Origin of the sequence: Enterobacter asburiae, assembly GCF_001521715.1 — a bacterium.
Classification (GTDB): Bacteria; Pseudomonadota; Gammaproteobacteria; order Enterobacterales; family Enterobacteriaceae; genus Enterobacter; species Enterobacter asburiae.
Genome location: NZ_CP011863.1, coordinates 943,870 through 970,413, shown reverse-complemented (window position 1 = coordinate 970,413; position 26,544 = coordinate 943,870). Strand labels below are relative to the sequence as shown.

Annotated in this window: 28 protein-coding genes, 2 pseudogenes and 1 other annotated feature; of the genes and pseudogenes, 9 read left to right on the top strand and 21 right to left on the bottom strand. The window is 54.6% G+C overall.

Annotation, left to right across the window (positions count from 1 at the left end; all coding sequences use genetic code 11):
• Nucleotide 1: 1 nt before the first annotated feature.
• The 16 genes and pseudogenes from selO to thrS all read right to left on the bottom strand — a co-directional run bounded on the left by selO (nt 2) and on the right by thrS (nt 13,851).
• Nucleotides 2-1,444, bottom strand: coding sequence for a protein adenylyltransferase SelO (gene selO, locus ACJ69_RS04795; RefSeq protein WP_059346555.1), 1,443 nt, complete (start codon nt 1,442-1,444; stop codon nt 2-4).
• A gap of 61 nt (nt 1,445-1,505) precedes the next feature.
• Nucleotides 1,506-2,054, bottom strand: a pseudogene (locus tag ACJ69_RS04790) (EAL domain-containing protein); the annotation flags it as partial.
• A gap of 143 nt (nt 2,055-2,197) precedes the next feature.
• Nucleotides 2,198-3,178 (bottom strand): IS5-like element IS5 family transposase, encoded by a 981-nt coding sequence (locus tag ACJ69_RS04785; RefSeq protein WP_000019402.1) that lies wholly within the window; start codon nt 3,176-3,178, stop codon nt 2,198-2,200.
• Nucleotides 3,179-3,247: 69 nt separating this feature from the next.
• Nucleotides 3,248-3,421 (bottom strand): annotated as a pseudogene (locus ACJ69_RS25150) (EAL domain-containing protein); the annotation flags it as partial.
• A gap of 294 nt (nt 3,422-3,715) precedes the next feature.
• The gene (locus ACJ69_RS04775; protein ID WP_023335377.1) at nt 3,716-4,180 is read right to left on the bottom strand and encodes a C40 family peptidase; all 465 of its coding nucleotides are present in this window, start codon (nt 4,178-4,180) and stop codon (nt 3,716-3,718) included.
• A gap of 74 nt (nt 4,181-4,254) precedes the next feature.
• A complete protein-coding gene (gene btuD / locus ACJ69_RS04770) occupies nt 4,255-5,010 on the bottom strand; it encodes a vitamin B12 ABC transporter ATP-binding protein BtuD (protein WP_059346552.1) in 756 nt (251 codons plus the stop codon).
• On the bottom strand, nt 5,010-5,561 hold the full coding sequence (locus tag ACJ69_RS04765) for a glutathione peroxidase (RefSeq protein ID WP_059346550.1): 552 nt from the start codon (nt 5,559-5,561) through the stop codon (nt 5,010-5,012). The genes btuD and ACJ69_RS04765 overlap by 1 nt, the downstream gene beginning before the upstream one ends.
• A 34-nt stretch (nt 5,562-5,595) precedes the next feature.
• Nucleotides 5,596-6,576 carry a vitamin B12 ABC transporter permease BtuC gene (gene btuC, locus ACJ69_RS04760; protein ID WP_054829551.1) on the bottom strand — a complete coding sequence of 327 codons (981 nt, stop codon included), beginning with the start codon at nt 6,574-6,576 and terminating at the stop codon, nt 5,596-5,598.
• Nucleotides 6,577-6,679: 103 nt separating this feature from the next.
• On the bottom strand, nt 6,680-6,979 hold the full coding sequence (gene ihfA, locus ACJ69_RS04755) for an integration host factor subunit alpha (protein ID WP_003857805.1): 300 nt from the start codon (nt 6,977-6,979) through the stop codon (nt 6,680-6,682).
• Between the two features lie 4 nt (nt 6,980-6,983).
• On the bottom strand, nt 6,984-9,371 hold the full coding sequence (gene pheT, locus ACJ69_RS04750; protein WP_059346549.1) for a phenylalanine--tRNA ligase subunit beta: 2,388 nt from the start codon (nt 9,369-9,371) through the stop codon (nt 6,984-6,986).
• A gap of 15 nt (nt 9,372-9,386) precedes the next feature.
• A complete protein-coding gene (gene pheS / locus ACJ69_RS04745) occupies nt 9,387-10,370 on the bottom strand; it encodes a phenylalanine--tRNA ligase subunit alpha (RefSeq protein WP_029740434.1) in 984 nt (327 codons plus the stop codon).
• Nucleotides 10,371-10,432: 62 nt separating this feature from the next.
• Nucleotides 10,433-10,557, bottom strand: a sequence feature (Phe leader region).
• On the bottom strand, nt 10,508-10,552 hold the full coding sequence (pheM, locus tag ACJ69_RS25145) for a pheST operon leader peptide PheM (RefSeq protein WP_001386830.1): 45 nt from the start codon (nt 10,550-10,552) through the stop codon (nt 10,508-10,510). It overlaps the preceding feature by 45 nt.
• A gap of 116 nt (nt 10,558-10,673) precedes the next feature.
• Nucleotides 10,674-11,030, bottom strand: a complete 357-nt coding sequence (gene rplT, locus ACJ69_RS04740) for a 50S ribosomal protein L20 (protein WP_000124850.1) — start codon at nt 11,028-11,030, stop codon at nt 10,674-10,676.
• Nucleotides 11,031-11,081: 51 nt separating this feature from the next.
• Nucleotides 11,082-11,279 carry a 50S ribosomal protein L35 gene (rpmI, locus tag ACJ69_RS04735; protein ID WP_003030583.1) on the bottom strand — a complete coding sequence of 66 codons (198 nt, stop codon included), beginning with the start codon at nt 11,277-11,279 and terminating at the stop codon, nt 11,082-11,084.
• A 97-nt stretch (nt 11,280-11,376) separates the two neighbouring features.
• On the bottom strand, nt 11,377-11,919 hold the full coding sequence (infC, locus tag ACJ69_RS04730; protein ID WP_014069901.1) for a translation initiation factor IF-3: 543 nt from the start codon (nt 11,917-11,919) through the stop codon (nt 11,377-11,379).
• Between the two features lie 3 nt (nt 11,920-11,922).
• Entirely contained in the window at nt 11,923-13,851 is a 1,929-nt protein-coding gene (thrS, locus tag ACJ69_RS04725; protein ID WP_008500657.1) for a threonine--tRNA ligase, read from the bottom strand.
• 321 nt (nt 13,852-14,172) lie between these two features.
• Between thrS and yncL the strand changes: the two genes are divergently transcribed.
• Nucleotides 14,173-14,265 (top strand): stress response membrane protein YncL, encoded by a 93-nt coding sequence (gene yncL, locus ACJ69_RS23840; RefSeq protein ID WP_071886547.1) that lies wholly within the window; start codon nt 14,173-14,175, stop codon nt 14,263-14,265.
• A 98-nt stretch (nt 14,266-14,363) separates the two neighbouring features.
• On the top strand, nt 14,364-14,471 hold the full coding sequence (gene yniD, locus ACJ69_RS25140; protein ID WP_008500658.1) for a small membrane protein YniD: 108 nt from the start codon (nt 14,364-14,366) through the stop codon (nt 14,469-14,471).
• 80 nt (nt 14,472-14,551) lie between these two features.
• Here yniD and ACJ69_RS04720 read toward each other — a convergent pair whose 3' ends face one another.
• Nucleotides 14,552-15,310 carry a DUF481 domain-containing protein gene (locus ACJ69_RS04720; protein ID WP_059346547.1) on the bottom strand — a complete coding sequence of 253 codons (759 nt, stop codon included), beginning with the start codon at nt 15,308-15,310 and terminating at the stop codon, nt 14,552-14,554.
• A 295-nt stretch (nt 15,311-15,605) separates the two neighbouring features.
• Between ACJ69_RS04720 and pfkB the strand changes: the two genes are divergently transcribed.
• The 3 genes from pfkB to ACJ69_RS04705 all read left to right on the top strand — a co-directional run bounded on the left by pfkB (nt 15,606) and on the right by ACJ69_RS04705 (nt 17,901).
• On the top strand, nt 15,606-16,538 hold the full coding sequence (gene pfkB / locus ACJ69_RS04715; protein ID WP_059346545.1) for a 6-phosphofructokinase II: 933 nt from the start codon (nt 15,606-15,608) through the stop codon (nt 16,536-16,538).
• 106 nt (nt 16,539-16,644) lie between these two features.
• Nucleotides 16,645-16,935, top strand: a complete 291-nt coding sequence (ghoS, locus tag ACJ69_RS04710; protein WP_054829550.1) for a type V toxin-antitoxin system endoribonuclease antitoxin GhoS — start codon at nt 16,645-16,647, stop codon at nt 16,933-16,935.
• Nucleotides 16,936-17,040: 105 nt separating this feature from the next.
• Nucleotides 17,041-17,901 carry a fructosamine kinase family protein gene (locus tag ACJ69_RS04705; RefSeq protein ID WP_029740438.1) on the top strand — a complete coding sequence of 287 codons (861 nt, stop codon included), beginning with the start codon at nt 17,041-17,043 and terminating at the stop codon, nt 17,899-17,901.
• A 35-nt stretch (nt 17,902-17,936) separates the two neighbouring features.
• Here ACJ69_RS04705 and ACJ69_RS04700 read toward each other — a convergent pair whose 3' ends face one another.
• Nucleotides 17,937-18,473, bottom strand: a complete 537-nt coding sequence (locus ACJ69_RS04700) for a YniB family protein (protein WP_047648045.1) — start codon at nt 18,471-18,473, stop codon at nt 17,937-17,939.
• A 148-nt stretch (nt 18,474-18,621) separates the two neighbouring features.
• On the opposite strand from ACJ69_RS04700, the gene hxpB reads away from it, so the two are divergent.
• The 3 genes from hxpB to ACJ69_RS04685 all read left to right on the top strand — a co-directional run bounded on the left by hxpB (nt 18,622) and on the right by ACJ69_RS04685 (nt 21,504).
• Complete coding sequence (gene hxpB, locus ACJ69_RS04695) at nt 18,622-19,293, top strand: hexitol phosphatase HxpB (protein ID WP_033145270.1); 672 nt, start codon at nt 18,622-18,624, stop codon at nt 19,291-19,293.
• Between the two features lie 101 nt (nt 19,294-19,394).
• Nucleotides 19,395-19,985, top strand: a complete 591-nt coding sequence (locus ACJ69_RS04690; RefSeq protein WP_014883483.1) for a metal-dependent hydrolase — start codon at nt 19,395-19,397, stop codon at nt 19,983-19,985.
• A gap of 127 nt (nt 19,986-20,112) precedes the next feature.
• Nucleotides 20,113-21,504 carry an L-cystine transporter gene (locus ACJ69_RS04685; RefSeq protein WP_029740442.1) on the top strand — a complete coding sequence of 464 codons (1,392 nt, stop codon included), beginning with the start codon at nt 20,113-20,115 and terminating at the stop codon, nt 21,502-21,504.
• Nucleotides 21,505-21,552: 48 nt separating this feature from the next.
• Here ACJ69_RS04685 and cedA read toward each other — a convergent pair whose 3' ends face one another.
• Nucleotides 21,553-21,909 (bottom strand): cell division activator CedA, encoded by a 357-nt coding sequence (gene cedA / locus ACJ69_RS04680; protein WP_074166726.1) that lies wholly within the window; start codon nt 21,907-21,909, stop codon nt 21,553-21,555.
• Nucleotides 21,910-21,995: 86 nt separating this feature from the next.
• Here cedA and katE point away from each other — a divergent pair, with 86 nt between their 5' ends.
• Nucleotides 21,996-24,245 carry a catalase HPII gene (gene katE / locus ACJ69_RS04675; RefSeq protein ID WP_059346543.1) on the top strand — a complete coding sequence of 750 codons (2,250 nt, stop codon included), beginning with the start codon at nt 21,996-21,998 and terminating at the stop codon, nt 24,243-24,245.
• A 124-nt stretch (nt 24,246-24,369) separates the two neighbouring features.
• Here katE and chbG read toward each other — a convergent pair whose 3' ends face one another.
• Together chbG and ACJ69_RS04665 are read right to left on the bottom strand one after the other, a co-directional pair.
• A complete protein-coding gene (gene chbG, locus ACJ69_RS04670) occupies nt 24,370-25,119 on the bottom strand; it encodes a chitin disaccharide deacetylase (protein ID WP_059346541.1) in 750 nt (249 codons plus the stop codon).
• Between the two features lie 11 nt (nt 25,120-25,130).
• The gene (locus tag ACJ69_RS04665; protein ID WP_059346539.1) at nt 25,131-26,486 is read right to left on the bottom strand and encodes a 6-phospho-beta-glucosidase; all 1,356 of its coding nucleotides are present in this window, start codon (nt 26,484-26,486) and stop codon (nt 25,131-25,133) included.
• Nucleotides 26,487-26,544 lie beyond the last annotated feature (58 nt).

Genomic DNA, 26,544 nt, shown 5'->3' with positions numbered 1-26,544 from the left:
TCTAACTTGAGCAGCTGACCTCCAGCCGCTTGCCCCAGTCGGGCGGGCGGCTGACGTAGTCATCATCCCGGTCGGCAAACGGCGTGCGCAGCGCCACATGCAAACGGTGTAGCTCGTCATACTCCCCCTGCTCTGCCTGCTCAATCGCCCGCTGCGCCAGCCAGTTGCGCAACACCATCGCGGGATTAGTCGCGTTCATCTGCGTCTGGCGAGTGGCGTCGTCCACCTGCTCCTGCTGCAGCCGCGCGCGGTAAGTGGCAAACCAGTCGTCAAACGCCTGTCTGTCAATAAACTCGTCGCGCAGCGGCGAGGCCGCACTATGCTGCTCCGTCTGGCTCAGCATCCGGAAGGTACGGGTATAATCGCTGCCCTCACGCGCCATCAGAGCAAACAGGCCGTTGAGGATGTCGTTATCGCCCCTCTCCTGCTTCATCAGCCCCAGCTTGTTGCGCATCAGCGTGCCATATTCTCGCAGCAATATGTCCTGATAGCTGTCGAGCGCATCGTTGAGGGCATCTACGTCGATGAACGGCGACAGGGTTTGCGCAAGCCGCTGCAGGTTCCACAGGCCAACCGCTGGCTGATTATCAAAGCTGTAACGTCCCTGATAGTCGGAGTGGTTGCAGATATAGCCAGGCTGATAATCGTCCAGGAAACCAAACGGACCGTAATCAAAGGTCAGCCCGAGGATCGACATATTGTCCGTATTCATGACGCCATGCGCAAAGCCCACCGTTTGCCAGCGGGCAATCAGGCTTGCGGTACGGGCAACCACATCCCTGAACCAGAGAACGTATTTATCTGCCTCGTCCTGCAAATGCACCCAGTGGTGACGAATGGCAAAGTCAGCCAGATGGCGAACCTTGTCCGGCTCGCGGCGATAGTAAAAGTGTTCGAAATGACCAAAGCGCAAATGGCTTTGCGCAATACGCATCAGCATTGCCCCTTTTTCCACCGTTTCGCGCGCTACCGGCGTATCGCTGGTGACAATCGACAGCGCGCGCGTAGTGGGAATCCCCAGGGCATGCATCGCTTCGGACGCCAGGCACTCGCGAATCGTTGAACGCAGCACCGCGCGCCCGTCGCCCATTCTCGACCAGGGAGTAAGGCCTGCGCCTTTCAGGTGCCAGTCGACCGTCTCCCCGTTGGGAAGCTGTTGTTCGCCGAGCAGGATCCCCCTGCCGTCGCCAAGCTGTCCCGCCCAGACGCCAAACTGATGTCCGCTATAGACCTGAGCCAGAGGTTGCATACCGGCGAGAAGCGTTTCCCCGCCCCAGACGCCTGCGCCTTCTGAAGGCTGAAACAGCTCAGGCGGAATGGCCAGTTCTTCTGCCAGCAAATCGTTATGCCAGATAAGGCGTGAATTTTGTAAGGGTGTTGGTTTGAGTGCGGTGTAAAAGCCAGGCAACTCATCATGCCAGTGAGCAGTAAAAGACAGGGTCATAAGTCCTCCTGCTTTTAGTGTAGAGGGTTTACCCGGACTTAAACACGGGCGAAAGCAAGGGTTATCGCTGCTGAACCAGCGATGTAACGTGCTCCGCAGAGACGGCTGGCCAGAGTGCGCCCTGCATGGCGCCAAAATTGAAGGACAAAACGCGTTGCAACAGGCCGTGGTCGTCAATGCCCGAGACGATCACTGACTGGCAGTGCGGTGTGATTTGCCAGAGGATGGCGCGCATAAAAGGTTCAAAAGAGAGCTCCGGGGCACGCTGCTGAATGAAGCCTTTGTCGAGAATAACCCGTTTAAATAATCCATCATAGACCGCTTTGAGCGATGCAGCGCCTGCGCCAAAGTTTGCCAGGACCAACGGGAAATGGATTGCCATTCTCGCCAGCTGCAGATCGTCCTTTCCGTTATTTAAACCTGGATAATTCTCATTAACAGTAAACTCAAGAAACGGGTAACGCTCAAGGATTGAAACAGCGTTTCCATTACTTAATAAAAATTCAACTATTGCAGGTGTAATATTGATCCATGCAATTAACTGATGCTGAATAAAAAACAGTTTACAGGTATCAAGCAATTGCAATTTTTCGTTAAACAGCACTAAGGAAGGTGCGAATAAGCGGGGAAATTCTTCTCGGCTGACTCAGTCATTTCATTTCTTCATGTTTGAGCCGATTTTTTCTCCCGTAAATGCCTTGAATCAGCCTATTTAGACCGTTTCTTCGCCATTTAAGGTGTTATCCCCAGTTTTTAGTGAGATCTCTCCCACTGACGTATCATTTGGTCCGCCCGAAACAGGTTGGCCAGCGTGAATAACATCGCCAGTTGGTTATCGTTTTTCAGCAACCCCTTGTATCTGGCTTTCACGAAGCCGAACTGTCGCTTGATGATGCGAAATGGGTGCTCCACCTTGGCCCGGATGCTGGCTTTCATGTATTCGATGTTGATGGCCGTTTTGTTCTTGCGTGGATGCTGTTTCAAGGTTCTTACCTTGCCGGGGCGCTCGGCGATCAGCCAGTCCACATCCACCTCGGCCAGCTCCTCGCGCTGTGGCGCCCCTTGGTAGCCGGCATCGGCTGAGACAAATTGCTCCTCTCCATGCAGCAGATTACCCAGCTGATTGAGGTCATGCTCGTTGGCCGCGGTGGTGACTAGGCTGTGGGTCAGGCCACTCTTGGCATCGACACCAATGTGGGCCTTCATGCCAAAGTGCCACTGATTGCCTTTCTTGGTCTGATGCATCTCCGGATCGCGTTGCTGCTCTTTGTTCTTGGTCGAGCTGGGTGCCTCAATGATGGTGGCATCGACCAAGGTGCCTTGAGTCATCATGACGCCTGCTTCGGCCAGCCAGCGATTGATGGTCTTGAACAATTGGCGGGCCAGTTGATGCTGCTCCAGCAGGTGGCGGAAATTCATGATGGTGGTGCGGTCCGGCAAGGCGCTATCCAGGGATAACCGGGCAAACAGACGCATGGAGGCGATTTCGTACAGAGCATCTTCCATCGCGCCATCGCTCAGGTTGTACCAATGCTGCATGCAGTGAATGCGTAGCATGGTTTCCAGCGGATAAGGTCGCCGGCCATTACCAGCCTTGGGGTAAAACGGCTCGATGACTTCCACCATGTTTTGCCATGGCAGAATCTGCTCCATGCGGGACAAGAAAATCTCTTTTCTGGTCTGACGGCGCTTACTGCTGAATTCACTGTCGGCGAAGGTAAGTTGATGACTCATGATGAACCCTGTTCCATGGCTCCAGATGACAAACATGATCTCATATCAGGGACTTGTTCGCACCTTCCCTAACTCTTCAGCTGCTGAAAGCCGAGGGATAACAAGCTCAGTGGGGATCCGCACATCGCTGCCGACGCCAGTAAAGTTAACCAGAACCTCTAAACCTTTAAGCTCCCCTGCGCTATTACGGGCAGGCAGAAGCAGCAGTTCAGACTGGTAAGCATTATCTAGCGTAATAATCATTGCACTCGCTCCACATTAAAGATGAGAGAGGACATCCTGGAGCAATTGCCGACACAATTCCACTGTCTTGATTTTAATAAGATTAATTTCATTAGTTCCGTATTTATTTTCAGATTTATCCCTGAATCTAAATTAATTTTATCCTGGTTGTCGAATAATAGCCAGTTTTAGATAAAACAGACACATGCAGGATTCGCTAATTTTAGATAAATTTAACTTTAAGCATCTTATTTGAGAAAAAACGGCATGATTTATTAGATACCATGCCGTCATAAGAGAAGTGTCTGACAATGACTATATACGTCGAGCCTGCCAGAAATTTTTACGCCAGTAAACATTATCAAGAGAAGAGCGCATCACGCCGCGGCTTGTCGAGGCGTGAATGAACTGATTGTCTGTATCATATATCCCCACATGAAGACCGCTTTCACCCGATCCGGTTTTGAAGAAAACCAGGTCTCCGGGCAGAAGATCGTCTTTATCAATTTCAGTGCCTATTTCTGCCTGTTTGCGCGTTTCGCGCGGAAGCTGTAAATCAAACTTATCGCGGAACGTCATCAGAACGAAACCGGAGCAATCCACACCGCCGCGGCTCATTCCGCCGTAGCGATAAGGCGTACCGCGCCAGTTGCTCAGCTGATCGTTGAGGCTGGCAATGACGGTGATCGAATCTGAAAGCCGTGGGTTAGGCGGCGGCGCACGATGGCTACTGCATCCCGCAAGAAAAAGTGTGGCCATCAGGAGAAACCAGAATCGCATTTTCAGACGAATCCTCTGCTTTTTTTGTTCTTTTCGTAATTTAGCGTGCAATTGTGCTAAGAGGCAAGAAACGGTTACGTCTGCCCGGTAGAAATCAGCATCTTGTGTCCCTCTATATCCAGCCTGCGGAACGCCATGTTGTACGCGCGGGCAAGATGGGGCGGCGTAAGAACCCGATCCCGCGCGCCGCTGGCGATCATCTTTCCCTTCGACAGCAGCCACACCCGGTGGGCATGACGCAGGGTGTGGTTGAGGTCATGACTGCTCATCACCACGGCGATACCTTTTCGGCTCAGGGCGCTTAACAGCGTATCCAGTGCCGCCTGCTGCGCCACGTCCAGACCGCTCATGGGTTCATCGAGAAGCAGCATTCGCCCGTGAGGATTACCTGCCGGGTGGATCTGAAGAATGACCGCCGCCAGACGCACCCGCTGCCACTCGCCGCCGGAAAGCTGGCTGGCATGCCGGGACAGTTTATCTTCCAGCCCCAGGGCCGCGGCAACGTCCGTCAGCAGTGACGTTTGTTGTTTGTCGTGCAAATGCAGCATCAGATAGTGCCAGACCGGCATCGCAAAAGGCGGCACCTGCTGCTGCACAAGGTAACTGCGCCGGTGCGCCAGCGAGACCGGTGACCAGTCGGCGAGCGTATGCTCCAGCAGCGTTATCTGCCCTTCTCCGTCGGTCATGCCTGCCATCCGTGCCAGCAGCGTGCTCTTCCCTGCACCGTTTGGCCCGACAAGATGCAGGATTTCTCCCGCATTGATGGTACCGGTTATCGGCTCCAGACGTCCCCTCTCGGCGACGTCCGTGAGCTGCATCAGCAACGACATTATTTCGCCAGCGCCAGCTTGATCGATTCCATGACGATCGGATCCTCAGGGGTCATATCCGGCGAAAAACGCTGAACGACCTGGCCGTCGCGGCCAATCAGGAATTTTTCAAAATTCCACAGGATATCGTCCGGGTAAAGCGGCGCGCGGCCTTTACTGGCCATGCGTTCATAAAAACCGCTTCCTTCAGGCGCAACGGCCTTCGGCGCGGCAGCGATCAGCTTCGCATACAGAGGATGGCGGTCTTCGCCATTGACATCGATTTTGCTGAACATCGGGAACGTCACGCCATAGGTGGTGCTGCAGAAGGTTTTAATCTCCTCTTCGCTGCCCGGCTCCTGGCCCAGGAACTGGTTGCACGGGAAGCCCAGCACGGTGAAACCGTCTTTCTCCCAGGCCTTCTGAATGTTTTCCAGCTGCTCGTACTGCGGCGTCAGGCCACATTTCGATGCTACGTTGACGATAAGCAGCACGTTGCCTTTGTAGCCTTCCAGCGTGGTTTTATCGCCATCAATGGTGGTCACTTCAGTATTCAGGATATCTGACTGCATAGCATTCCCTCAGGTTGTCTTACGGCTTGTTGATTTAACGTCCAGCTTTTAATAGTAGCCAGATAAATACCGGCGCGCCCAGCGTGGCGGTCACCACGCCAATCGGCAGCTCTGCGGCCGTCAGGGCAAGCCGGGCGATGATATCAGCCACCAGCAGCGTGACGGCCCCGGCAACCGCCGAGGCCGGAAGCAGGGTCCGATGGTTCGTGAGGCCACACAGGCGCAGCATGTGCGGAATAACCAGCCCGATGAAGCCGATCGCGCCCGCCAGAGCCACGCTGACGCCGACCAGCCAGCCAATAGCTATTACCAGCACATTACGCCAGAACCCAATCGGCATGCCGAGCTGGCGGGCAGAGGTTTCACCCAGCGCGAGCATATTAAGCGGCTGCGCCTGCAGGGCAGCCCAGACGATGACCGGCACCAGCAGCGCCATCAGCCAGCCCTGGTGCCAGTCAACGCCTCCAAAGCCGCCCATCATCCAGTACATCAGCTGACGCAAGTCAAAGGATGTTGAGAAGTAGACCGCCCAGGTCATCAGCGCGCTACAGATGATCCCCAGCGCCACGCCGGCAAGCAGCAGGCGGCTGGTCGATAAGTGCCGTCTGGCAAAACGAATAAGGATCGCGGTGATTAGCAGCGCGCCGAGGATAGCGCTCAGGCTAATACTCCATCCGGAGAGTTCTCCTCCGCCGAGCATTACCGCCGCAATCAGGCCTACGCCTGCGCCGTTTGACACGCCGAGCAGCCCGGGCTCCGCCAGAGGGTTTTCAAACAACGCCTGCATTATGGTGCCGCACAGCGCCAGCGCGGCGCCGACCAGAAGCACCGCGACGGTGCGCGGCAGGCGAATTTGCCAGACGAAGAGCTGCCCGTCCGGCCCCAACCAGCTTTCAGGCCCGATCCATCTGTCGCCCGCGCAGAGGCTCACGCCTGCGGCGACAATGAGCAACATCACCAGCAAAAACAGGCGACGCTTATCGGAACGGTGCTGGCGATGGGCATAATCAAGCATGTGTACGGTTTTAGTAGCGTGAGATGTAATTGATTTTACGGCGGGTTTACCGGAGAGCGCAAAGAAAAAAGGCCGCGTGGGCGGCCTTTTTAGTTAGTTCATATTACTCTGCTTTGGGCGTTGCGTTTTCGACACGGCTTTTCAACTTCTGGCCGGGTCTGAAGGTCACCACGCGGCGGGCTGTAATGGGAATATCTTCCCCCGTCTTCGGGTTGCGGCCCGGACGTTGGTTTTTGTCTCGCAAATCAAAATTGCCAAAACCGGAGAGTTTTACCTGCTCACCATTTTCCAGAGCACGACGGATCTCTTCGAAAAACAGCTCTACCAGCTCTTTGGCATCCCGTTTGCTAAGCCCAAGCTTATCAAACAGATATTCTGACATTTCAGCTTTTGTAAGCGCCATAGGTTCAATCCCTCAATGATGCCTGGAATCGCTCTTTTAATGCCTCTACACATTTGGCGACGGTAGCGGCAATCTCCTCTTCTTCGAGTGTACGGCTGGTATCCTGAAGGATAAGGCTAATAGCGAGGCTCTTGAAACCTTCTGCTACGCCCTTGCCGCGGTACACGTCAAATAAGTTTACGCCAACTACCTGATTTACGCCAACTTTCTTACATTCGGCCAAAATATCTGCTGCGGGCACATTTTCCGCGACCACAACCGCGATATCACGGCGGTTTGCCGGGAAGCGGGAGACGTCCTGAGCCTGAGGAATAACGCGGTCAGCCACCGGGTTCCATTCCAGCTCGAACACGATGGTACGGCCATTCAGGTCCAGCTTACGCTCCAGCTCAGGATGAACAACCCCAATAAAACCAACGCGTTTGCCGTCTAAATAGATGGCTGCGCTCTGGCCCGGATGCAGGGCCGGAATGGCTTCTGCGCGGAATTCAATTTCAGATAATTTACCGGTCAGATCCAGAATCGCTTCCAGATCGCCCTTCATATCGTAGAAATCAACCGTGCCTTTTGCCAGGTCCCAGTGCTCTTCATAGCGGTTGCCGCTGATGGCGCCAGCCAGCATGAGATCCTGACGGATGCCTAAATTTGCCTGATTATCCGGTACAAAGCGCAAACCGCTTTCGAAAATTCGCACGCGGTTTTGCTGGCGATTCTGGTTATAAACGACAGTGCCCAGCAGGCCCGTCCACAGAGACAGACGCATCGCGGACATTTCGCTGGAGATTGGGCTTGGCAGGATCAGCGCCTCCTGACCCGGATGGATCAGTTGCTGCAACTTTGGATCAACGAAGCTGTAGGTGATCACTTCCTGGTAGCCTTTGTCGTTCAGCATGGTTTTCACACGCTTCAGGGACAGGTCGGCTTCACGGTGGGTGCCCATCACCAGACCCGCCTGGACAGGCTCGTCAGGAATGTTGTTGTAGCCGTAAACGCGGGCCACTTCTTCCACCAGATCTTCTTCAATTTCCATGTCGAAACGCCATGATGGCGCAACTGCTTTCCACTCGTCCTGGCCTTCGGTTACTTCACAGCCCAGACGTTTCAGGATGTCAGTTACCTGCGCATCGGCAACGTGGTGGCCAATCAGGCGATCCAGCTTGCTGCGGCGCAGGGTGATGGTCGCACGCTTCGGCAGGGTCGCTTCGTTGGTGACGTCGATAACCGGGCCCGCTTCGCCGCCGCAGATGTCGATCAGCAGGCGGGTCGCACGTTCCATCGCTTTGTACTGCAGCGCCGGGTCAACGCCGCGCTCGTAGCGATGAGAGGCATCGGTATGCAGGCCGTGACGGCGTGCGCGACCGGTGATGGAGAGTGGGCTGAAGAACGCGCATTCCAGCAGGACGTTTTGCGTCTCGTCGTTGACGCCCGAATGCTCGCCACCGAAGATACCGCCCATTGCCAGCGCTTTGCTGTGGTCAGCAATTACCAGGGTATCGGCGTTCAGTTTCGCTTCGCTGCCGTCCAGCAGAACCAGGGTTTCGCCCTCTTTCGCCATGCGCACAACGATGCCGCCGTCGATACGATCTTTATCGAACGCGTGCATTGGCTGGCCCAGCTCCAGCAGAACGTAGTTGGTCACGTCGACCACGGCGTCGATAGAGCGAATACCGCAGCGGCGCAGCTTCTCTTTCATCCACAGCGGGGTTGGCGCTTTCACGTTGATGCCTTTCACCACGCGACCGAGGTAGCGCGGGCAAGCATCCGCAGCGTCAACCTGAATAGGCAGCACGTCACCGATGGTCGCTTCAACCGGCGCGATTTCCGGCGCATTCAGTTCAGTCTGGTTCAGCACGGCCACGTCGCGCGCCACGCCGATGATGCCTAAGCAGTCGGCGCGGTTTGGCGTGACGCTGATTTCAATGGTGTTGTCATCAAGCTTCAGGTATTCACGGATATCGGTGCCGACTGGCGCATCCAGCGGCAGCTCAATGATGCCGTTGTGATCGTCGGAAATACCCAGCTCGGAGAAGGAGCACAGCATGCCTTCAGACGGCTCGCCGCGCAGCTTAGCCGCTTTAATTTTGAAATCACCTGGCAGTACCGCACCGACTGTCGCCACGGCTACCTTCAGGCCCTGACGGCAGTTTGGCGCACCGCAGACGATATCCAGCAGACGGTCACCGCCCACGTTTACTTTTGTTACGCGCAGTTTGTCAGCGTTAGGGTGCTGACCGCACTCGACTACTTCGCCGACGACCACGCCGTTGAAGGCTCCGGAAACCGGCTCAACACCGTCCACTTCCAGACCCGCCATGGTGATCTGGTTAGAAAGCGCGTCGCTGTCCAGCGTGGTGTTCACCCACTCGCGTAACCACAGTTCACTGAATTTCATTGTTCTGTCCTGCCCTTATTTAAACTGTTTGAGGAAACGCAGATCGTTTTCGAAGAATGCACGTAAGTCGGTCACGCCGTAACGCAGCATGGTCAGACGCTCCATGCCCATGCCGAAGGCAAAGCCGGAGTAAACTTCCGGATCGATACCCACGTTGCGCAGTACGTTTGGATGCACCATGCCGCAGCCCAGCACTTCCAGCCATTTGCCGTTTTTACCCATCACGTCAACTTCCGCAGACGGTTCGGTGAACGGGAAGTAGGACGGGCGGAAACGAACCTGCAGATCTTCCTCAAAGAAGTTGTTCAGGAAATCGTGCAGCGTGCCCTTCAGGTTGGTGAAGCTGATGTTTTTATCAACAATCAGACCTTCCATCTGGTGGAACATTGGGGTGTGGGTCTGATCGTAGTCGTTACGATAGACGCGGCCCGGCGCGATAATACGAATTGGCGGCGCCTGATCCTTCATGGTACGGATCTGAACGCCGGAGGTCTGAGTACGCAGCAGACGCGTAGCGTCGAACCAGAAAGTGTCGTGGTCAGCGCGTGCCGGATGATGGCCAGGAATGTTCAGGGCGTCGAAGTTGTGGTAATCATCTTCGATTTCCGGGCCAGTCGCCACGGTAAAGCCGAGCTCACCGAAGAAACTTTCAATACGATCGATGGTGCGGGTAACCGGATGCAGACCACCGTTTTCGATACGGCGACCCGGCAGAGAAACGTCGATCGTCTCTGCGGCCAGACGCGCATTCAGCACCGCGCTTTCCAGCTCAGCTTTGCGCGCGTTCAGCGCCTGCTGTACCTGCTCTTTAGCTTCGTTAATCACCGCACCCGCTGCCGGGCGTTCTTCTGCCGGCAGCTCACGCAGGGTTGTCATCTGAAGGGTCAGGTGCCCTTTCTTCCCAAGATATTCGACGCGGACATTGTCTAACGCGGCAACATCTGAGGCCTGATTAATGGCGGCTGTTGCACTGGCAACCAGCTCTGCGAGATGTGACATGATTTTCCTCATTATGTCGGTGCAGACACCGATTTGGTGGAGTTATTCTCTCAAATTCAGGCACAAAAAAAGCCTCCATCGGGAGGCTTATCTGGCGCTGTTTTTCGTTTCATCTTTCACGCGCTAGCCTCCTGAAATCAGGTGCTAAAGTAAAAGAAGAAGCGGAAAATAGCAGCATTCATGCTTGCGTTACCTTGTCTGGTAAAACCGTTAAGACCTTATTGAAAAGCCTGGACGGATAAATGTCAATCTTCTGATGGTGTTAAATGAAAAGAGGGAGCAAAGCCCCCTCTTTCAACTGGCTTATGCCAGTGCTGCTTTCGCTTTTTCGACCAGAGCGGTGAACGCTACTTTGTCGAATACTGCGATGTCAGCCAGGATCTTACGGTCGATTTCAACAGAGGCTTTTTTCAGGCCGTTGATGAATTTGCTGTAAGAAATACCGTTCTGACGTGCTGCTGCGTTGATACGCGCAATCCACAGTTGACGGAACTGACGCTTACGCTGACGACGGTCACGGTAAGCGTACTGACCTGCTTTGATAACAGCCTGGAAGGCAACGCGGTAAACGCGTGAACGCGCACCGTAGTAGCCTTTAGCTTGTTTCAAAATTTTCTTGTGACGTGCACGTGCAATTACACCACGTTTTACGCGAGCCATATGTGCTCTCCTGTATCTATATTCTTAGTAAAAAAATTAAACGTTAACGGCTTATGCGTACGGCAGGCACGCGATAACCAGACCCAGATCGCCTTTAGAAACGAGGCCTTTTGGACGCAGGTGACGTTTACGCTTAGTAGATTTTTTGGTCAGAATATGACGCAGGTTTGCGTGCTTACGCTTAAATCCACCACCACCGGTTTTTTTGAAGCGCTTAGCAGCACCGCGTACGGTCTTAATTTTTGGCATCTTAATAACTTCCACTTCGCATTGTTAAATAAACGAAACATAGGCGAACAAAACCTATGAAACCCGAAGGCTCCACAGATTTTGCTGCTTGAAGGCCTTACTGTTTCTTCTTAGGAGCGAGCACCATGATCATCTGGCGGCCTTCGATCTTCGTAGGGAAGGATTCGACTACTGCCAGTTCACTCAGATCGTCACGGACGCGGTTAAGCACTTCCATACCAATCTGTTGGTGGGCCATCTCACGACCGCGGAAACGCAGTGTGATCTTGGCCTTATCGCCATCTTCCAGAAAGCGAATCAGGCTGCGGAGTTTTACCTGATAATCGCCATCGTCGGTACCAGGACGGAATTTGATTTCCTTAACCTGGATAACTTTTTGCTTCTTCTTCTGTTCCTTAGAAGACTTACTCTTTTCATAAAGGAACTTGCCGTAGTCCATGATACGACAAACTGGCGGTTCGGCGTTAGGGCTGATTTCAACTAAATCTACTCCAGCTTCTTCAGCTTTTTCGATCGCTTCTCTCAGACTCACAATCCCCAGTGGTTCACCTTCAAGATCTGTTAAGCGAACTTCCTGGGCGCGAATCTCGCCATTGATACGATTCGGACGTGCCGTTTGAACTCGTTTTCCGCCTTTAATACCTTATTCCTCCAGTTGTTGAAGACTGCGGCTGCGAATCTCTTGTTGCAGCTTCTCAATCACTTCACTTACGTCCAGGCTGCCCAGGTCTTTACCACGGCGGGTGCGAACGGCAACTTTGCCTGCTTCCACCTCTTTATCACCACAGACCAACATATACGGGACACGACGTAAAGTGTGCTCGCGGATTTTAAAGCCAATCTTCTCATTTCTCAAGTCTGCTTTTACGCGAATGCCCGCATTTTGTAGTTTCTGCGTCAATTCTTTAACGTAATCTGCCTGAGAATCGGTAATGTTCATCACCACGACCTGCACTGGCGCAAGCCAGGTTGGGAAGAAGCCAGCGAACTCTTCGGTCAGGATGCCGATGAAGCGCTCCAGAGAACCGAGAATTGCACGGTGAATCATTACCGGTACCTGACGCTCGTTGTCTTCGCCAACATAAGAGGCGCTTAAACGCTGCGGCAGGGAGAAGTCCAGCTGTACAGTACCGCACTGCCATGCGCGATCGAGGCAGTCATACAGGGTAAATTCAATTTTCGGACCGTAGAATGCGCCCTCGCCCAGCTGGTATTCGAACGGAATGCCGTTCTCTTCCAGCGCCACGGCGAGATCCGCTTCTGCGCGATCCCAGGTCTCATCGCTACCGATACGTTTTTCCGGACGCGTTGAGAGTTTGACGACGATCTTCTCGAAGCCAAAGGTGCTGTACATATCGTAGACCATACGAATACAGGCGTTAACTTCGTCACGGACCTGATCTTCAGTACAGAAGATATGCGCATCATCCTGAGTAAAGCCACGAACGCGCATCAGACCGTGCAGCGCACCTGATGGTTCGTTACGGTGGCAGCTACCGAACTCAGCCATACGCAGCGGCAGGTCGCGGTAGGATTTCAGACCCTGGTTGAAGATCTGAACGTGGCCCGGACAGTTCATTGGCTTGATGCAGTATTCACGGTTCTCAGACGAGGTGGTGAACATCGCATCTTTGTAGTTGTCCCAGTGGCCGGTTTTTTCCCACAGCACACGGTCCATCATGAACGGGCCTTTCACTTCCTGATACTGGTACTCTTTCAGCTTGGAGCGTACGAAAGTTTCCAGTTCACGGAAGATAGTCCAGCCGTCGTTATGCCAGAACACCATACCCGGCGCTTCTTCCTGCATGTGGTACAGGTCAAGCTGCTTACCGATTTTACGGTGGTCACGCTTCGCCGCCTCTTCCAGGCGCAGCAGGTACGCGTTCAGGGCTTTTTTATCGGCCCACGCGGTACCATAAATACGCTGCAACATCTTGTTGTTGCTGTCGCCACGCCAGTAGGCGCCCGCGATCTTCATCAGCTTAAAGTGATGACAGAAGCGCATGTTCGGCACGTGCGGTCCACGGCACATGTCGACGTATTCTTCGTGATGGTACAAGCCAGGCTTGTCATCATGCGAAATGTTTTCGTCAAGAATAGAGACTTTATAGCTCTCGCCGCGCTTCACGAAGGTTTCACGCGCTTCGTGCCAGCTGACTTTCTTCTTGATGACGTCATAGTTCGTTTCGGCGAGCTCGTGCATGCGTTTTTCGAGCGCGTCGATATCTTCCTGAGTCAGGGTGTGGTCAAGGTCAACGTCATAGTAGAAACCGTTGTCGATAACCGGACCGATCGCCATTTTGGTGTTTGGCCACAGCTGTTTGATGGCATGGCCTAACAGGTGCGCGCAGGAGTGACGAATGATCTCCAGACCTTCTTCGTCTTTAGCAGTGATGATTGCAAGCGTCGCATCGTTTTCGATCAGATCGGAAGCATCCACCAGCTCACCGTTAACGCGGCCAGCGATAGTCGCTTTCGCGAGACCAGGACCGATGTCCAGGGCAACATCCATTGGGCTAACAGCACGGTCGAAATGGCGTTGACTGCCATCAGGAAGAGTAATTACAGGCATTTTATATCCTTATTTGCAGTGATGCCCCACACATAAGAGCATATACAAAGAAAATAATCGTGATTTGACAATAGATTACGACACCATCTGACCAACAATCGTCAAATTGGTTCGTCATCATTCACCTGCCGAATTCAGATTAATGCGGATTTACGGCAAGCGACGTAATGTTAACACTAACGGAAAGGAGATTGCACCCTCTGCGGCCAGATTGATGGCTGGCACTTTTGTACGAATTTGCAGGTTGCTTCTCCCCTGCGCTCGCATTTCGAAGATGCTGGGCTACTCTTGAACAGGTCTTTAAACCCAAAGGTGCATACCATGAACGTATCCAGCAGAACGGTTGTGATATTGAATGTCCTTTCCGCCACAGGTTTATTATTGATTCTCGCCGAACGATTCCACTGGTTCTGAGCCGAACCCTGCGCTGGCATAACCCAATCGATCCTGAGAAGGGGCATATTTCGGCCCTGTTTGGTAGACTGTGGGTATCAACCAATAAGGATTAGGTTATGCCAACTAAACGATTTGCCGTAAAACACTGGAAAATGGTGCTGGTGCTGATTGCCATCTGCGGCGCAATGCTGCTACTCCGTTGGGCGGCAATGATTTGGGGCTAGTGGCGAAGGCAGGTCATCAGAAGGGACGTCAAAAGACCGCAGACAATAAACGGGCCGACATTATCATCGGCCCGCTTTTATTACATTCTATAACCCAGTGAAACCGTGGTTCTGCGGTCGGTATGATCCGGCGCAGATTCTGGTGGTGAAGAGTTCCAGGTCACGTTGTAGGCGACTTTCAGGCCAAAGTGTTCGTTGATAGCCACGTTCAGCGCCGTCTCAGAGTTCAGCGTCGTGTCGTCGGCACCAAATACAGAAACACCCTGGGTAAATTTGGTGTTGTCAGTCATCTGCCAGGCATAGGTACCGGAAGCGTAACCGAGCGGTTGGGTTTTGGTACCGCCATTAGTGTACTCGTCATAACGTACACCAGGACCGAATTCAAAACGGAGGCTGTGTACCGGACCGTTCAGGAACTGGCGACCATAACCGGCGGTGAACACATCGCGCTGGCGATAACCGTTGTAACGGTCAGTTAACCAGCTTGCCTGTCCAAACAGGTAGTCATAGTCGGTCATGTTGTAACGGCTACGTCCGCCTACCGCATATTTCTCGGAAGAACGTTCGTCATTAGCGGAAGTGTTGCTGGCATTACCCCACAGAGACCAGGCGGTAGTGTTGCCGTACCAGGTGAGCGTACTGTCCGCCGTCAGAGAAGAGCTTTTCGTGTTACCGGATTGTGCCAGGTACCCGGCGTTCAGGTTACCTTCAAACGGTTTTTTCGCGGTGGAAGGATCGTCCATGACAGTAAAAACGGTATCATCAGCGGTTGCGTTCATAGCCGCAAACACGCCACCCGCCAGCATCAGTGCAGCGGGCACTGTCTTTAAAAGCTTCATTTTATTAAGGAGTCCGTACAACAAAAAAAGAGACCACACGGTCCCGGAATCTTTCTTGAGGATCAATGACAAGGCGTCCAGAGAAAGGTAACAAATTATAAAAAGCCGCAAATAACATAGCAATGTTTTCTTATTTCATTTTTTGAATAAGAACGATCTCAAAAAGCGTTTTATTTTATATATCCTCCGCCTCACTTTTTGTCAGTATTCATATTTAAAATCATACTGTTATTTACATTGCCTTCCTGACAAATGGTGCCAGGCTAATAAGAACCCATGCTAAAAGGAGGTAATGATGGTTTCTATTTATACTCTGACGCTCTCCCCTTCCCTGGATTCCGCCACCCTGACGCCGCAGATTTACCCGGAAGGTAAATTGCGCTGCAGCGCCCCGGTCTTTGAGCCCGGCGGCGGCGGGATCAACGTGGCGCGCGCCATTACACATCTCGGCGGCAAAGCCACGGCAATTTTCCCCGCAGGCGGTGCCACCGGTGAACATCTGATCTCTCTACTGGCCGATGAACAGGTGGCGGTTGAAACCGTTGAGGCCAAAGACTGGACGCGGCAAAACCTGCATGTCCACGTGGGATCCAGCGGCGAGCAGTACCGTTTTGTCATGCCGGGCGCGAAACTCAGCGATGACGAGTTTCGTCAGCTTGAAGAGAAAGTGCTGACGATAGAAAGCGGCGCGCTGCTGGTGATAAGCGGCAGCCTGCCGCCCGGCGTAAGCACGGAAAAATTAACAGCGCTGATTCAGGCTGCGCAACAGCGCGGCATCCGCTGCATTGTCGACAGCAGCGGCGAGGCCCTGCAGGCGGCCCTGGTGCCGGGCAATCTGGAGCTGGTCAAACCCAACCAGAAAGAGTTAAGCGCGCTGGTCAACCGCGAACTGACGCAGCCTGATGATGTGCGCACCGCCGCGCAGGAGCTGGTGCGCAGCGGAAAAGCGCGGCGCGTAGTAGTCTCCCTTGGCCCTCAGGGGGCGCTGGCAGTCGATGAGTCTTCGTCCGTTCAGGTTGTCCCACCGCCGATGAAGAGTCAGAGCACGGTTGGCGCGGGCGATAGCATGGTGGGTGCGATGACGCTAAAACTGGCGCAGGGCGCGTCTCTGCTCGAGATGACACGCTACGGCGTGGCGGCGGGCAGCGCCGCCACCATCAACCAGGGCACGCGTCTCTGTTCACTTGCCGATACGCAAAAAATCGTCGATTACCTGTCCCGAAATTAACGCCTGTTCCCCTTCGTCTTTACGGAGGGGAATGTCCTCTCTGGGTCGCCAAACGCAAACTATCGACTATGCTAAGAAAACTTCCATGATAACAATGAGGTGAATTATGAGCAGTGGTGACATCACACGCTACGTCGTGACCATCAACCTTCATGAAGCATCGCTGACCGAGCTGAATGAGCTCAACAATGCTTTCACCCGGGCTAATTTTCTCCTCACGCTGACGGATGACGAGGGCAACATTCATGATTTAGGCACCCTGACATTTGGTCTGATCGGTGCCCTTAGCCAGGAAGAGGTTCATGCGCTGGCCGCCAGTCTGGTGGAGAGCGTGACCGATAAGCCTGCCGGGATTGACGTGGATACCTGGGAAAGCTGGCGGAAAAAAGAACAATAAGTGCGCTGTATGAATTTAAACCGCTCAGGTGTGCGTTAGTTCGTATTTTTTTACCGCAGTTATGCGCTAACTTTATGATCTGGCAGACAACATGGGAGAGACAACATGTGGCAGGCTATCAGTCATCTTTTACGTGAGCAGCTGGGTGAAGGTGAAATTGAACTGCGTAACGAACTGCCAGGCGGTGAGATCCACGCCGCGTGGCATTTACGCTACGCAGGACGCGATCTTTTCGTTAAGTGCGATGAGCGAGAGCTGCTTCCAATATTTACCGCCGAAGCCGACCAGCTGGAGCTGTTGTCGCGCAGTAAAACGGTCACGGTCCCGCAGGTTCTGGCCGTGGGGAGCGACCGCGACTACAGCTTCCTGGTAATGGAATATCTCCCCGCCCGCCCGCTAGATGCCCATAATGCGTTCATCCTTGGCCAACAGTTAGCGCGCCTGCACCAATGGAGCGACCAGCCGCAGTTTGGTCTCGATTTTGACAACGATCTCTCCACCACGCCACAGCCCAATGCCTGGCAGCGTCGCTGGTCGACATTTTTTGCCGAGCAGCGCATTGGCTGGCAGCTTGAGCTGGCCGCCGAAAAAGGACTGGAATTTGGCAATATTGATGCCATCGTTGAGCACGTTCAACAGCGTCTGGCATCCCACCAGCCTCAGGCGTCGCTGCTTCACGGCGATTTGTGGTCCAATAACTGCGCGCTGGGTCCCAACGGCCCGTACATCTTTGACCCGGCCTGCTACTGGGGTGACAGAGAGTGCGATCTTGCCATGCTGCCGCTTCATCCTGAGCAGCCGCCGCAAATATACGACGGATACCAGTCTGTTTCCCCCCTGCCGCCCGGTTTCCTGGACCGCCAGCCGGTGTATCAGCTATATACGCTGATGAACCGTGCCATTCTTTTTGGCGGAGAACACCTTGTTAACGCGCAGCGGGCACTCGAGCGTATGCTTGCCGCCTGAGAAGAAAAGGGTGGCCTTGCCGCCACCCCTGTCGCTTACAGAAAACCGAGCAGTGAGAAGAAGAAGTAGCCCGCCACAATGATAATCACGGGAAGGATATAGAGCGGGAAAATTTGCAGGAAAATGGTGTGACGCGGCACAACGATGCGGGATTCAATCTGATCCCGACTCATTCCTTCCGGGCCTTTGGCCTGCTCCAGAATCAACTGATCCTCAACGCCTTCGCGTAAAAAGCGCGTCTGGCGACTCATTCTCGCGCCAGAGGCCTGCAGCGCCAGCGCGACAAAGATCAGGGCATATATCACCCAAAAGCCGATATTCAGCTGTTGATGAAAATCCGGGGTGGGTGAGTTAAACCAGAAGACATTCAAAAATGGCGTATTAAAACGCATCATCTCAATCATGACATGAGCGAAATCAAGCATTACCGCATTGATACCCGGCTGTTTTTCGCTGTGATCGTACATAAATTTGAGTACAGAAATCAGCGTAGAAATGACGGCAGGAATAAAAATCACCCAGCCAGCAATACGTTTTAAGACTGCAATGCGTCCAGCTTGTTGATACGTCATCAGTTCCTCTTCATAAAGACGCGTTATTTGTGCCTAAGTCTACCTGCTGGCCATCAATTTCGCCCGCTCTTTAAAAGCAATATGCTAAATTGCAGATTGTGCTTAGCACGTATCGTCTGTCGAACACCCTGGATAAGGAGACGTTGTGATGTCGACACCGCGCCAAATTCTTGCCGCAATTTTTGACATGGATGGATTGCTGATCGATTCCGAACCGCTGTGGGATCGCGCCGAACTGGACGTTATGGCCAGCCTGGGCGTGGATATCAGCCGCCGTAATGAACTTCCCGATACGCTGGGCCTGCGCATCGATATGGTGGTTGACCTGTGGTTTGCCCAACAGCCGTGGGTAGGTCCCAATCGCGATGAGGTGACCGCACGCATTATCAGCCGCGCCATTTCGCTGGTGGAAGAGAACAGGCCGTTGCTGCCCGGCGTACGTGAGGCCGTTGCGCTGTGTAAAGCCCAGGGGCTGAAGGTTGGCCTGGCTTCCGCTTCACCGCTGCATATGCTGGAAAAAGTGCTCACGATGTTTGAACTGCGCGACAGTTTCGACGCGCTGGCGTCCGCTGAAAAATTGCCTTACAGCAAGCCGCACCCGCAGGTCTATCTGGACTGCGCCGCAAAGCTGGGCCTGGATCCCCTCAACTGCGTTGCGCTGGAAGATTCCGTTAACGGTATGGTGGCGTCGAAGGCTGCGCGGATGCGCTCCATTGTGGTGCCCGCTGAAGAAGGCCGTCACGATCCCCGGTTTGCGCTTGCCGATGTGAAGCTTAATTCACTGGCAGAACTCACGGCGCATCATCTGCAGGGCGGTTAACGCCCTCCTCCGGTTTGTGACAAACAGTTACACCGTCACCTCTTCCGCCTACTGTATAAAAACCCTATACTGTATGAATTGACAGTTTTGTGGGTTTTATCATGACGGCGGAAGGCCACCTGCTTTTTTCTATTGCGTGCGCAGTATTTGCCAAAAACGCTGAACTCACCCCCGTGCTGGCACAGGGGGACTGGTGGCATATTGTCCCTTCCGCCGTATTGACCTGTCTGCTGCCCGACATTGACCATCCTAAATCTTTCCTCGGACAACGCCTGAAGTGGGTGTCGAAACCCATCGCCCGCGCGTTCGGCCACCGGGGGTTTACGCACAGCCTGCTGGCCGTGTTTGGCCTGCTGACGCTTTTTTATTTAAAAGTGCCTGAAAGCTGGATAGTCCCCGCCGATGCCATCCAGGGGATGGTGCTGGGCTATTTAAGCCATATTCTCGCCGATATGCTGACGCCTGCGGGCGTGCCGCTGCTTTGGCCCTGCCGATGGCGTTTCCGTTTTCCCATCCTCGCACCGCAGAAAGGCAACCAGCTTGAGCGCGTATTGTGCATGGCGCTGTTTGCTTACGCCGTCTGGATGCCGCAAACCTTGCCCGAAAACAGTGCAGTTCGCTGGTCATCCCAGATGATTAATTCGCTGCAATTTCAGTTCAATCGCTTTATTCATCACCAGATTGAACAGTAAACCGACAAAATTATCCCATTTGTCATAACCCATTCCATTTGGATATAAGCGCTACATCACACTTCTGCTAACCTTCCGCCAACAGGATCGGTAAAAACCGACCCAATAATAAATCAGGAGAACGGGGATGAATTTTCCACTCATCGCGAACGTCGTTGTGTTCGTTGTATTGCTATTGCTTCTCGCGCAGGCGCGCCACAAACAGTGGAGCCTGGCGAAAAAAGTGCTGGTTGGTCTGGCCATGGGTGTCGTATTTGGTCTGGCATTACAGGCAATTTATGGCTCCGATAATCCAGTTCTGAAAGACTCTATTCAGTGGTTCAACATCGTCGGTAACGGCTATGTCCAGCTGCTGCAGATGATCGTTATGCCGCTGGTGTTCGCCTCTATTCTGAGCGCCGTGGCCCGCCTGCATAACGCCACGCAGCTGGGAAAAATCAGCTTCCTCACCATTGGTACGCTGCTGTTCACCACGCTGATTGCCGCGCTGGTGGGTGTGCTGGTCACCAACCTGTTTGGCCTGACCGCAGAAGGCCTGGTTCAGGGTACCGCTGAAACGGCGCGTCTGACCGCGATTCAAACCAACTACGTTGGTAAAGTGGCTGATCTGACCGTGCCGCAGATGGTGCTCTCCTTCATTCCGAAGAACCCGTTTGCTGACCTGACCGGTGCGAGTCCAACCTCGATCATCAGCGTGGTTATTTTCGCCGCGTTCCTGGGCGTAGCGGCGCTGAAGCTGCTGAAAGACGACGCGCCTAAAGGCGAACGCGTGCTGACCGCGATTGATACCCTGCAAAGCTGGGTGATGAAGCTGGTTCGTCTGGTCATGCAGCTCACTCCTTACGGCGTGCTGGCGCTGATGACCAAAGTGGTTGCCGGCTCTAACCTGCAGGACATCATCAAGCTAGGCAGCTTCGTTGTCGCCTCTTATCTGGGCCTGGGCATTATGTTCGTGGTGCACGGCATCCTGCTGGGCGTGAACGGCGTCAGCCCGCTGAAATACTTCCGTAAAGTCTGGCCGGTACTGACCTTTGCCTTCACCAGCCGTTCCAGCGCCGCGTCTATTCCGCTGAACGTTGAAGCGCAAACCCGTCGTCTGGGCGTGCCTGAATCCATCGCCAGCTTCTCTGCCTCCTTTGGTGCCACCATTGGTCAGAACGGCTGTGCGGGTCTGTACCCGGCGATGCTGGCCGTGATGGTCGCCCCGACGGTGGGCATCAACCCGCTGGATCCGGTCTGGATTGCCACGCTGGTCGGGATTGTTACCATCAGCTCCGCAGGCGTTGCGGGCGTTGGCGGTGGCGCAACCTTCGCCGCGCTGATTGTGCTGCCTGCGCTGGGCCTGCCCGTGACGCTGGTCGCGCTGCTAATCTCCGTTGAGCCGCTGATCGACATGGGCCGTACCGCGCTGAACGTGAGCGGCTCCATGACCGCCGGTACGCTGACCAGCCAGTGGCTGAAGCAGACCGACAAAGCGATTCTGGAAAGTGAAGACGACGCCGAGCTGGCGCACCGTTAATCACGGTAGAAATAAAAAAACCGCCTGATGGCGGTTTTTTTATGGCTGTTATTCTTCAACCTCTTCATCCTGGCGGATCTGCATCGCCCACCGCTGCGCCGATTCCGGCACCGTAAACGTGGGTGAACGACGGAAGTGTTCGCCGATCAGCACGAAGGCCACGTATTTTCCCCGCAGCTGCCAGACATCGCGAAAACCCTCCACTTTCAGGGCATGGTCAGGCGGCGCGGGCTCAACGCGGGGCACATAGCTAATAACCTGGCGGTTTTGTTGACGAAGAGGTTTCATAAGCGACTGGTTCACTAAAGCAAATTCTTGAAGCAGGAAAATTCTATGATAGCCGATCCTGCTGCCTTCCGTCGCGCTCCGAGTGGGCGGGATGGCTCCTTTCGTCAATGACGGCATGTGAAAACTCTTAGTTCGCGAGCCATCTCGCGACATTGTTCTATCCTTAATAGGGTTTTTAGCAATGGATAAAGGAGAAGCGTGCAATGTCGAACAAAGATAAAACTCATCAATCACCGATTCATGGCACTGAGGAATCTCAACCGGGCATGGACTCTCTCGCCCCTGCTGACGGCTCTCACCGCCCCTCCCCTGGCCCTTCCGCACCGGGCGAACAACCTACCGCACCGGGAAGCATGAAATCACCGGACGCGGAAAACGAGAAGCTGAAATCGCTTGAGCCGCACCGCAAAGGCGGCGAAGGTTTTGCGCTCACCACCAATCAGGGCGTGCGCATTGCTGACGATCAGAACTCCCTTCGCGCAGGCGCGCGCGGGCCAACCCTGCTGGAAGACTTCATCCTGCGGGAAAAAATCACCCATTTCGACCATGAGCGAATTCCGGAACGCATCGTCCACGCGCGCGGTTCCGCTGCGCACGGCTACTTCCAGCCCTACAAGAGCCTGAAAGCGATCACCAAAGCGGACTTCCTCTCTGACCCGGACAAAATCACCCCGGTATTTGTGCGCTTCTCCACCGTACAGGGCGGCGCGGGTTCGGCAGATACCGTCCGGGATATCCGCGGCTTTGCCACCAAGTTTTATACCGAAGAGGGTATTTTCGATCTGGTGGGCAATAACACCCCGGTGTTCTTCATTCAGGATGCGCATAAATTTCCTGACTTTGTCCATGCGGTAAAACCGGAGCCCCACTGGGCCATACCGCAGGGACAAAGCGCGCACGACACCTTCTGGGACTATGTCTCCCTTCAGCCTGAAACCTTACACAACGTGATGTGGGCGATGTCAGACCGCGGCATTCCGCGCAGCTATCGCACCATGGAGGGGTTTGGCATCCACACCTTCCGTCTGATCAACGCCGAGGGTAAAGCCACGTTTGTCCGCTTCCACTGGAAGCCGGTGGCGGGTAAAGCCTCGCTGGTATGGGACGAGGCGCAGAAGCTGACCGGGCGCGATCCGGACTTCCATCGCCGCGAGCTGTGGGAATCCATTGAAGCGGGCGACTTCCCGGAATACGAACTGGGCCTGCAGCTCATACCGGAAGAGGATGAATTTAAGTTCGATTTCGACCTGCTTGACCCGACGAAGCTGATCCCGGAAGAGCTGGTGCCGGTTCAGCTGGTGGGTAAAATGGTGCTCAACCGCAACCCGGATAACTTCTTTGCCGAAAACGAGCAGGTTGCGTTCCACCCGGGGCATATCGTGCCGGGGCTGGATTTCACCAACGATCCGCTCCTGCAGGGACGTTTGTTCTCGTACACCGATACGCAGATCAGCCGTCTTGGCGGGCCGAACTTCCACGAAATTCCGATTAACCGCCCAACCTGCCCGTACCATAATTTCCAGCGCGACGGGATGCACCGTCAGGATATTGATACCAACCCGGCTAACTATGAGCCGAACTCGATTAACGATAACTGGCCGCGCGAAACGCCACCGGCGCCGAAACGCGGTGGATTCGAATCGTACCAGGAGCGTGTCGACGGCAACAAAATTCGCGAGCGCAGCCCGTCGTTCGGCGAGTATTACGCCCACCCTCGCCTGTTCTGGAACAGCCAGACGCCGATTGAGCAGCAGCACATTATCGGCGGCTTCAGCTTTGAGCTGAGCAAAGTGGTGCGTACCTACATCCGCGAGCGGGTCGTCGGTCAGCTGGCGCGCATTGATATTCAGCTCGCCCAGAGCGTTGCGGATAACCTGGGCATTACGCTGACCGATGAGCAGCGCAACCTTGCCCCGCCAAAAGAAGTTAACGGCGTGAAGAAAGATCCGTCGCTGAGCCTGTATGCCGTGCCGGGTGGCTCGATTAAAGGCCGCGTGGTCGCCATCCTGCTGAACGACAAAACCCGCGCCAGCGACGTGCTGGGGATTATGCAGGCGCTGAAAACCCAGGGCGTGCATGCGAAACTGCTTTATTCCCGCATGGGGGAAGTGACCGCCGATGACGGCTCCGTGCTGCCGGTGGCGGCGACCTTTGCCGGGGCGCCATCGCTGACCGTTGACGCGGTGATTGTGCCGTGCGGGGATATAGACAGCCTGCTGACCAACGGTGACGCCGTGTATTATCTGCTGGAAGCCTACAAGCACCTGAAACCGATCGCGCTGTCCGGCGACGCGCGACGGTTTAAGGCGCAGCTGAAGGTGGCCGATCAGGGTGAGGACGGCATTGTCGAGGGCGACAACGTTGACGATGCGTTCATGACGAAGCTGTTTGATTTGCTCGCCGCGCACAGGGTGTGGTCGCGCAGCAGCAAGATTGATCAGATACCGGCGTAAAAATCATTCCCGATTGTGCGGCCTGATGCCCTCACCCCGCCCCTCTCCCACGGGAGAGGGAGAAAACAATAAAAACGGTAACCCAGGTTACCGTTTTGCTTTTACCTCGCCACCGGGCTTTGTCTTAAAGATCCCCGAACGTTCCCAACCGATACCCACGCTCGGCAATCGCATACTTCAGCGACGCCGACGTCAGCACGTCAAGTTCTGCCAGGCGCGGCCAGCAGTAGGCGCTTTTCCGCACGGTGTTATCGACAAAAGCAGGATGCGCCATGACCTCCAGCGACTTTTCCCCCCGCGCTGCGGAATCATCCAGCACCTTCAGGAACAGCGCTTCGTCGATCTCGTCGCCGTAAAATGCGCTGCTGAACCCCTCCGTGGTGGTCACGGCGCAGTCGGGCACGCCGCGCGCCTCCCTGTCCACGCGCATCGCCACGCCTTTGCGCTGCGCAAACTCCGCGACAATCGGGAAAATCGCCGGGATCATATGCACGTGGTGATGGCTGTCGATGTGCGTCGGCGCCTTACCAAACGCGTCAATAAAGCGGTTGAACTGACGCTCCAGCTCGCCGGCAATCTCTTCGAGCGGCAGAGCATCCTGCTCTGCCAGTTCCCAAATCCATTTGCCCAGCTGGCCGTCGCGCGTCAGGCCCGGCATTGGCGAAAGCGGCATCCCGAGCGTCAGCACAAAATGCATGCCGACGCCCAGCTCAGGCACCTCGCGGCTCAGCTGCGCCGCGTGTTCAACCGCCTCGCCATTCACCAGTGCCGTAGTAGAGGTCACAACTCCCCGGCGACAGGCTTCAATAATGCCGTAGTTCTGGCCTTTCGAGAGGCCAAAATCATCAGCATTAACGATCAGCAGGTTTTCCATTGTGCGTCCTCTTAGTGGTGTTTGAACTTCAGCTTCTCGATCGTGGCGGCAAAGTTCGGCAACCATTTTTCATGCGCCAGGATCATCTCGCTGGCCAGCTGCTCCGCATCGCGGTCGGAATGCACCAGCGGGCTGAGGTTCAGCGCCAGAAGCACGTCATTGAGCTCGCCGCTCAGCGCCGCATTGCTTGCCGCCACTTCAAAGCCTTTGATGGTGTGGATAAGGCCCATGACCTTATCATCGAAGTGGGTGATGCGTGGATGCGGTTTAGCGCCATCGCGTCCCAGGATGCAGGTCATCTCGACGGCCCAGTCCGCCGGGATATTGTCGATATGGCCGTGGTGCGGCACGTTGACATAGTGCTCCGCCTGCTTGTCGTTGTAGATGGCGTTAATCACCTCGCACGCCGCATCGGAGTAGTAGGCCCCGCCGCGCTGCTCCAGCTCTTTCGGTTTAACGTTCAGGTTCGGATCTTTATACAAATCGAACAGCTGCTTCTCGACTTTCTGAACGATCTGCGCGCGCGCGCCGCCCTTATAGTACTCGCCCATTTCAATGGCCAGCATCTCTTTCTGCTTGAAGTAGTAAAGCAGGTACGAGCACGGCAGCAGGTTCAGCGAGCGGATCAGCCCTTCGCTGAACGGCAGGTCAAAGATGTTTTTCACCGATGCCGCCGTCAGGCGACCGGAAGCCACGCCGTCGAGCAGTTCGGCAAAGCGCGATTTACCGTTCACGATAACGTCTTTAATGAATACCATGTGGTTCAGGCCGAACAGGTCGATGGAAAGATCGTCACCGTCGGTGAGCGCCAGCACGTCGCGGATAAACATCTTCATACCGATCGGAATATTACAGACGCCGATAAAGCGCTTGAAACCGGTATGACGATAGACCGCCTCGGTCACCATCCCGGCCGGGTTGGTGAAGTTAATCACCCACGCGTTGGGGCAGATCTCCTGTACGTCTTTGACGATGTCGAAAATCACCGGGATGGTACGCAAGCCTTTGAACAGGCCGCCCGCGCCGTTAGTTTCCTGCCCGAGATAGCCGTGGCTCAGCGGAATACGCTCGTCCAGCTCTCGCGCCTTCAGCTGGCCCACGCGCAGCTGGGTGGTGACGAAATCCGCATCTTTCAGCGCCAGACGGCGGTCCAGGGTTTTATGCACGGTCAGAGGCACGCCCGCTTTCTCCACCATGCGCTTGCACAGGTCGAAAATAATATTCAGCTTTTCCTGACCTTCCTCCACATCCACCAGCCATAATTCGCTGACCGGTAATTCATGATAACGTTTCAGAAAACCTTCAAGTAATTCCGGGGTATAGCTGCTGCCGCCACCAATGGTTACGACTTTTAATTTCTTCTGCATAATATCTCCCTTAGCGTATCAGGTTAATCGCCTGCAAGGTATAGCGTACTCTTCCCGC

Coding starts and splice junctions, on each gene's coding strand:
- selO (WP_059346555.1), bottom strand. CDS start 1,444: ATGACCCTGTCTTTTACTGCTCACTGGCATGATGAGTTGCCTGGCTTT.
- ACJ69_RS04785 (WP_000019402.1), bottom strand. CDS start 3,178: ATGAGTCATCAACTTACCTTCGCCGACAGTGAATTCAGCAGTAAGCGC.
- ACJ69_RS04775 (WP_023335377.1), bottom strand. CDS start 4,180: ATGCGATTCTGGTTTCTCCTGATGGCCACACTTTTTCTTGCGGGATGC.
- btuD (WP_059346552.1), bottom strand. CDS start 5,010: ATGTCGTTGCTGATGCAGCTCACGGACGTCGCCGAGAGGGGACGTCTG.
- ACJ69_RS04765 (WP_059346550.1), bottom strand. CDS start 5,561: ATGCAGTCAGATATCCTGAATACTGAAGTGACCACCATTGATGGCGAT.
- btuC (WP_054829551.1), bottom strand. CDS start 6,576: ATGCTTGATTATGCCCATCGCCAGCACCGTTCCGATAAGCGTCGCCTG.
- ihfA (WP_003857805.1), bottom strand. CDS start 6,979: ATGGCGCTTACAAAAGCTGAAATGTCAGAATATCTGTTTGATAAGCTT.
- pheT (WP_059346549.1), bottom strand. CDS start 9,371: ATGAAATTCAGTGAACTGTGGTTACGCGAGTGGGTGAACACCACGCTG.
- pheS (WP_029740434.1), bottom strand. CDS start 10,370: ATGTCACATCTCGCAGAGCTGGTTGCCAGTGCAACAGCCGCCATTAAT.
- rplT (WP_000124850.1), bottom strand. CDS start 11,030: ATGGCTCGCGTAAAACGTGGTGTAATTGCACGTGCACGTCACAAGAAA.
- rpmI (WP_003030583.1), bottom strand. CDS start 11,279: ATGCCAAAAATTAAGACCGTACGCGGTGCTGCTAAGCGCTTCAAAAAA.
- thrS (WP_008500657.1), bottom strand. CDS start 13,851: ATGCCTGTAATTACTCTTCCTGATGGCAGTCAACGCCATTTCGACCGT.
- yncL (WP_071886547.1), top strand. CDS start 14,173: ATGAACGTATCCAGCAGAACGGTTGTGATATTGAATGTCCTTTCCGCC.
- yniD (WP_008500658.1), top strand. CDS start 14,364: ATGCCAACTAAACGATTTGCCGTAAAACACTGGAAAATGGTGCTGGTG.
- ACJ69_RS04720 (WP_059346547.1), bottom strand. CDS start 15,310: ATGAAGCTTTTAAAGACAGTGCCCGCTGCACTGATGCTGGCGGGTGGC.
- pfkB (WP_059346545.1), top strand. CDS start 15,606: ATGGTTTCTATTTATACTCTGACGCTCTCCCCTTCCCTGGATTCCGCC.
- ghoS (WP_054829550.1), top strand. CDS start 16,645: ATGAGCAGTGGTGACATCACACGCTACGTCGTGACCATCAACCTTCAT.
- ACJ69_RS04705 (WP_029740438.1), top strand. CDS start 17,041: ATGTGGCAGGCTATCAGTCATCTTTTACGTGAGCAGCTGGGTGAAGGT.
- ACJ69_RS04700 (WP_047648045.1), bottom strand. CDS start 18,473: ATGACGTATCAACAAGCTGGACGCATTGCAGTCTTAAAACGTATTGCT.
- hxpB (WP_033145270.1), top strand. CDS start 18,622: ATGTCGACACCGCGCCAAATTCTTGCCGCAATTTTTGACATGGATGGA.
- ACJ69_RS04690 (WP_014883483.1), top strand. CDS start 19,395: ATGACGGCGGAAGGCCACCTGCTTTTTTCTATTGCGTGCGCAGTATTT.
- ACJ69_RS04685 (WP_029740442.1), top strand. CDS start 20,113: ATGAATTTTCCACTCATCGCGAACGTCGTTGTGTTCGTTGTATTGCTA.
- cedA (WP_074166726.1), bottom strand. CDS start 21,909: ATGCCGTCATTGACGAAAGGAGCCATCCCGCCCACTCGGAGCGCGACG.
- katE (WP_059346543.1), top strand. CDS start 21,996: ATGTCGAACAAAGATAAAACTCATCAATCACCGATTCATGGCACTGAG.
- chbG (WP_059346541.1), bottom strand. CDS start 25,119: ATGGAAAACCTGCTGATCGTTAATGCTGATGATTTTGGCCTCTCGAAA.
- ACJ69_RS04665 (WP_059346539.1), bottom strand. CDS start 26,486: ATGCAGAAGAAATTAAAAGTCGTAACCATTGGTGGCGGCAGCAGCTAT.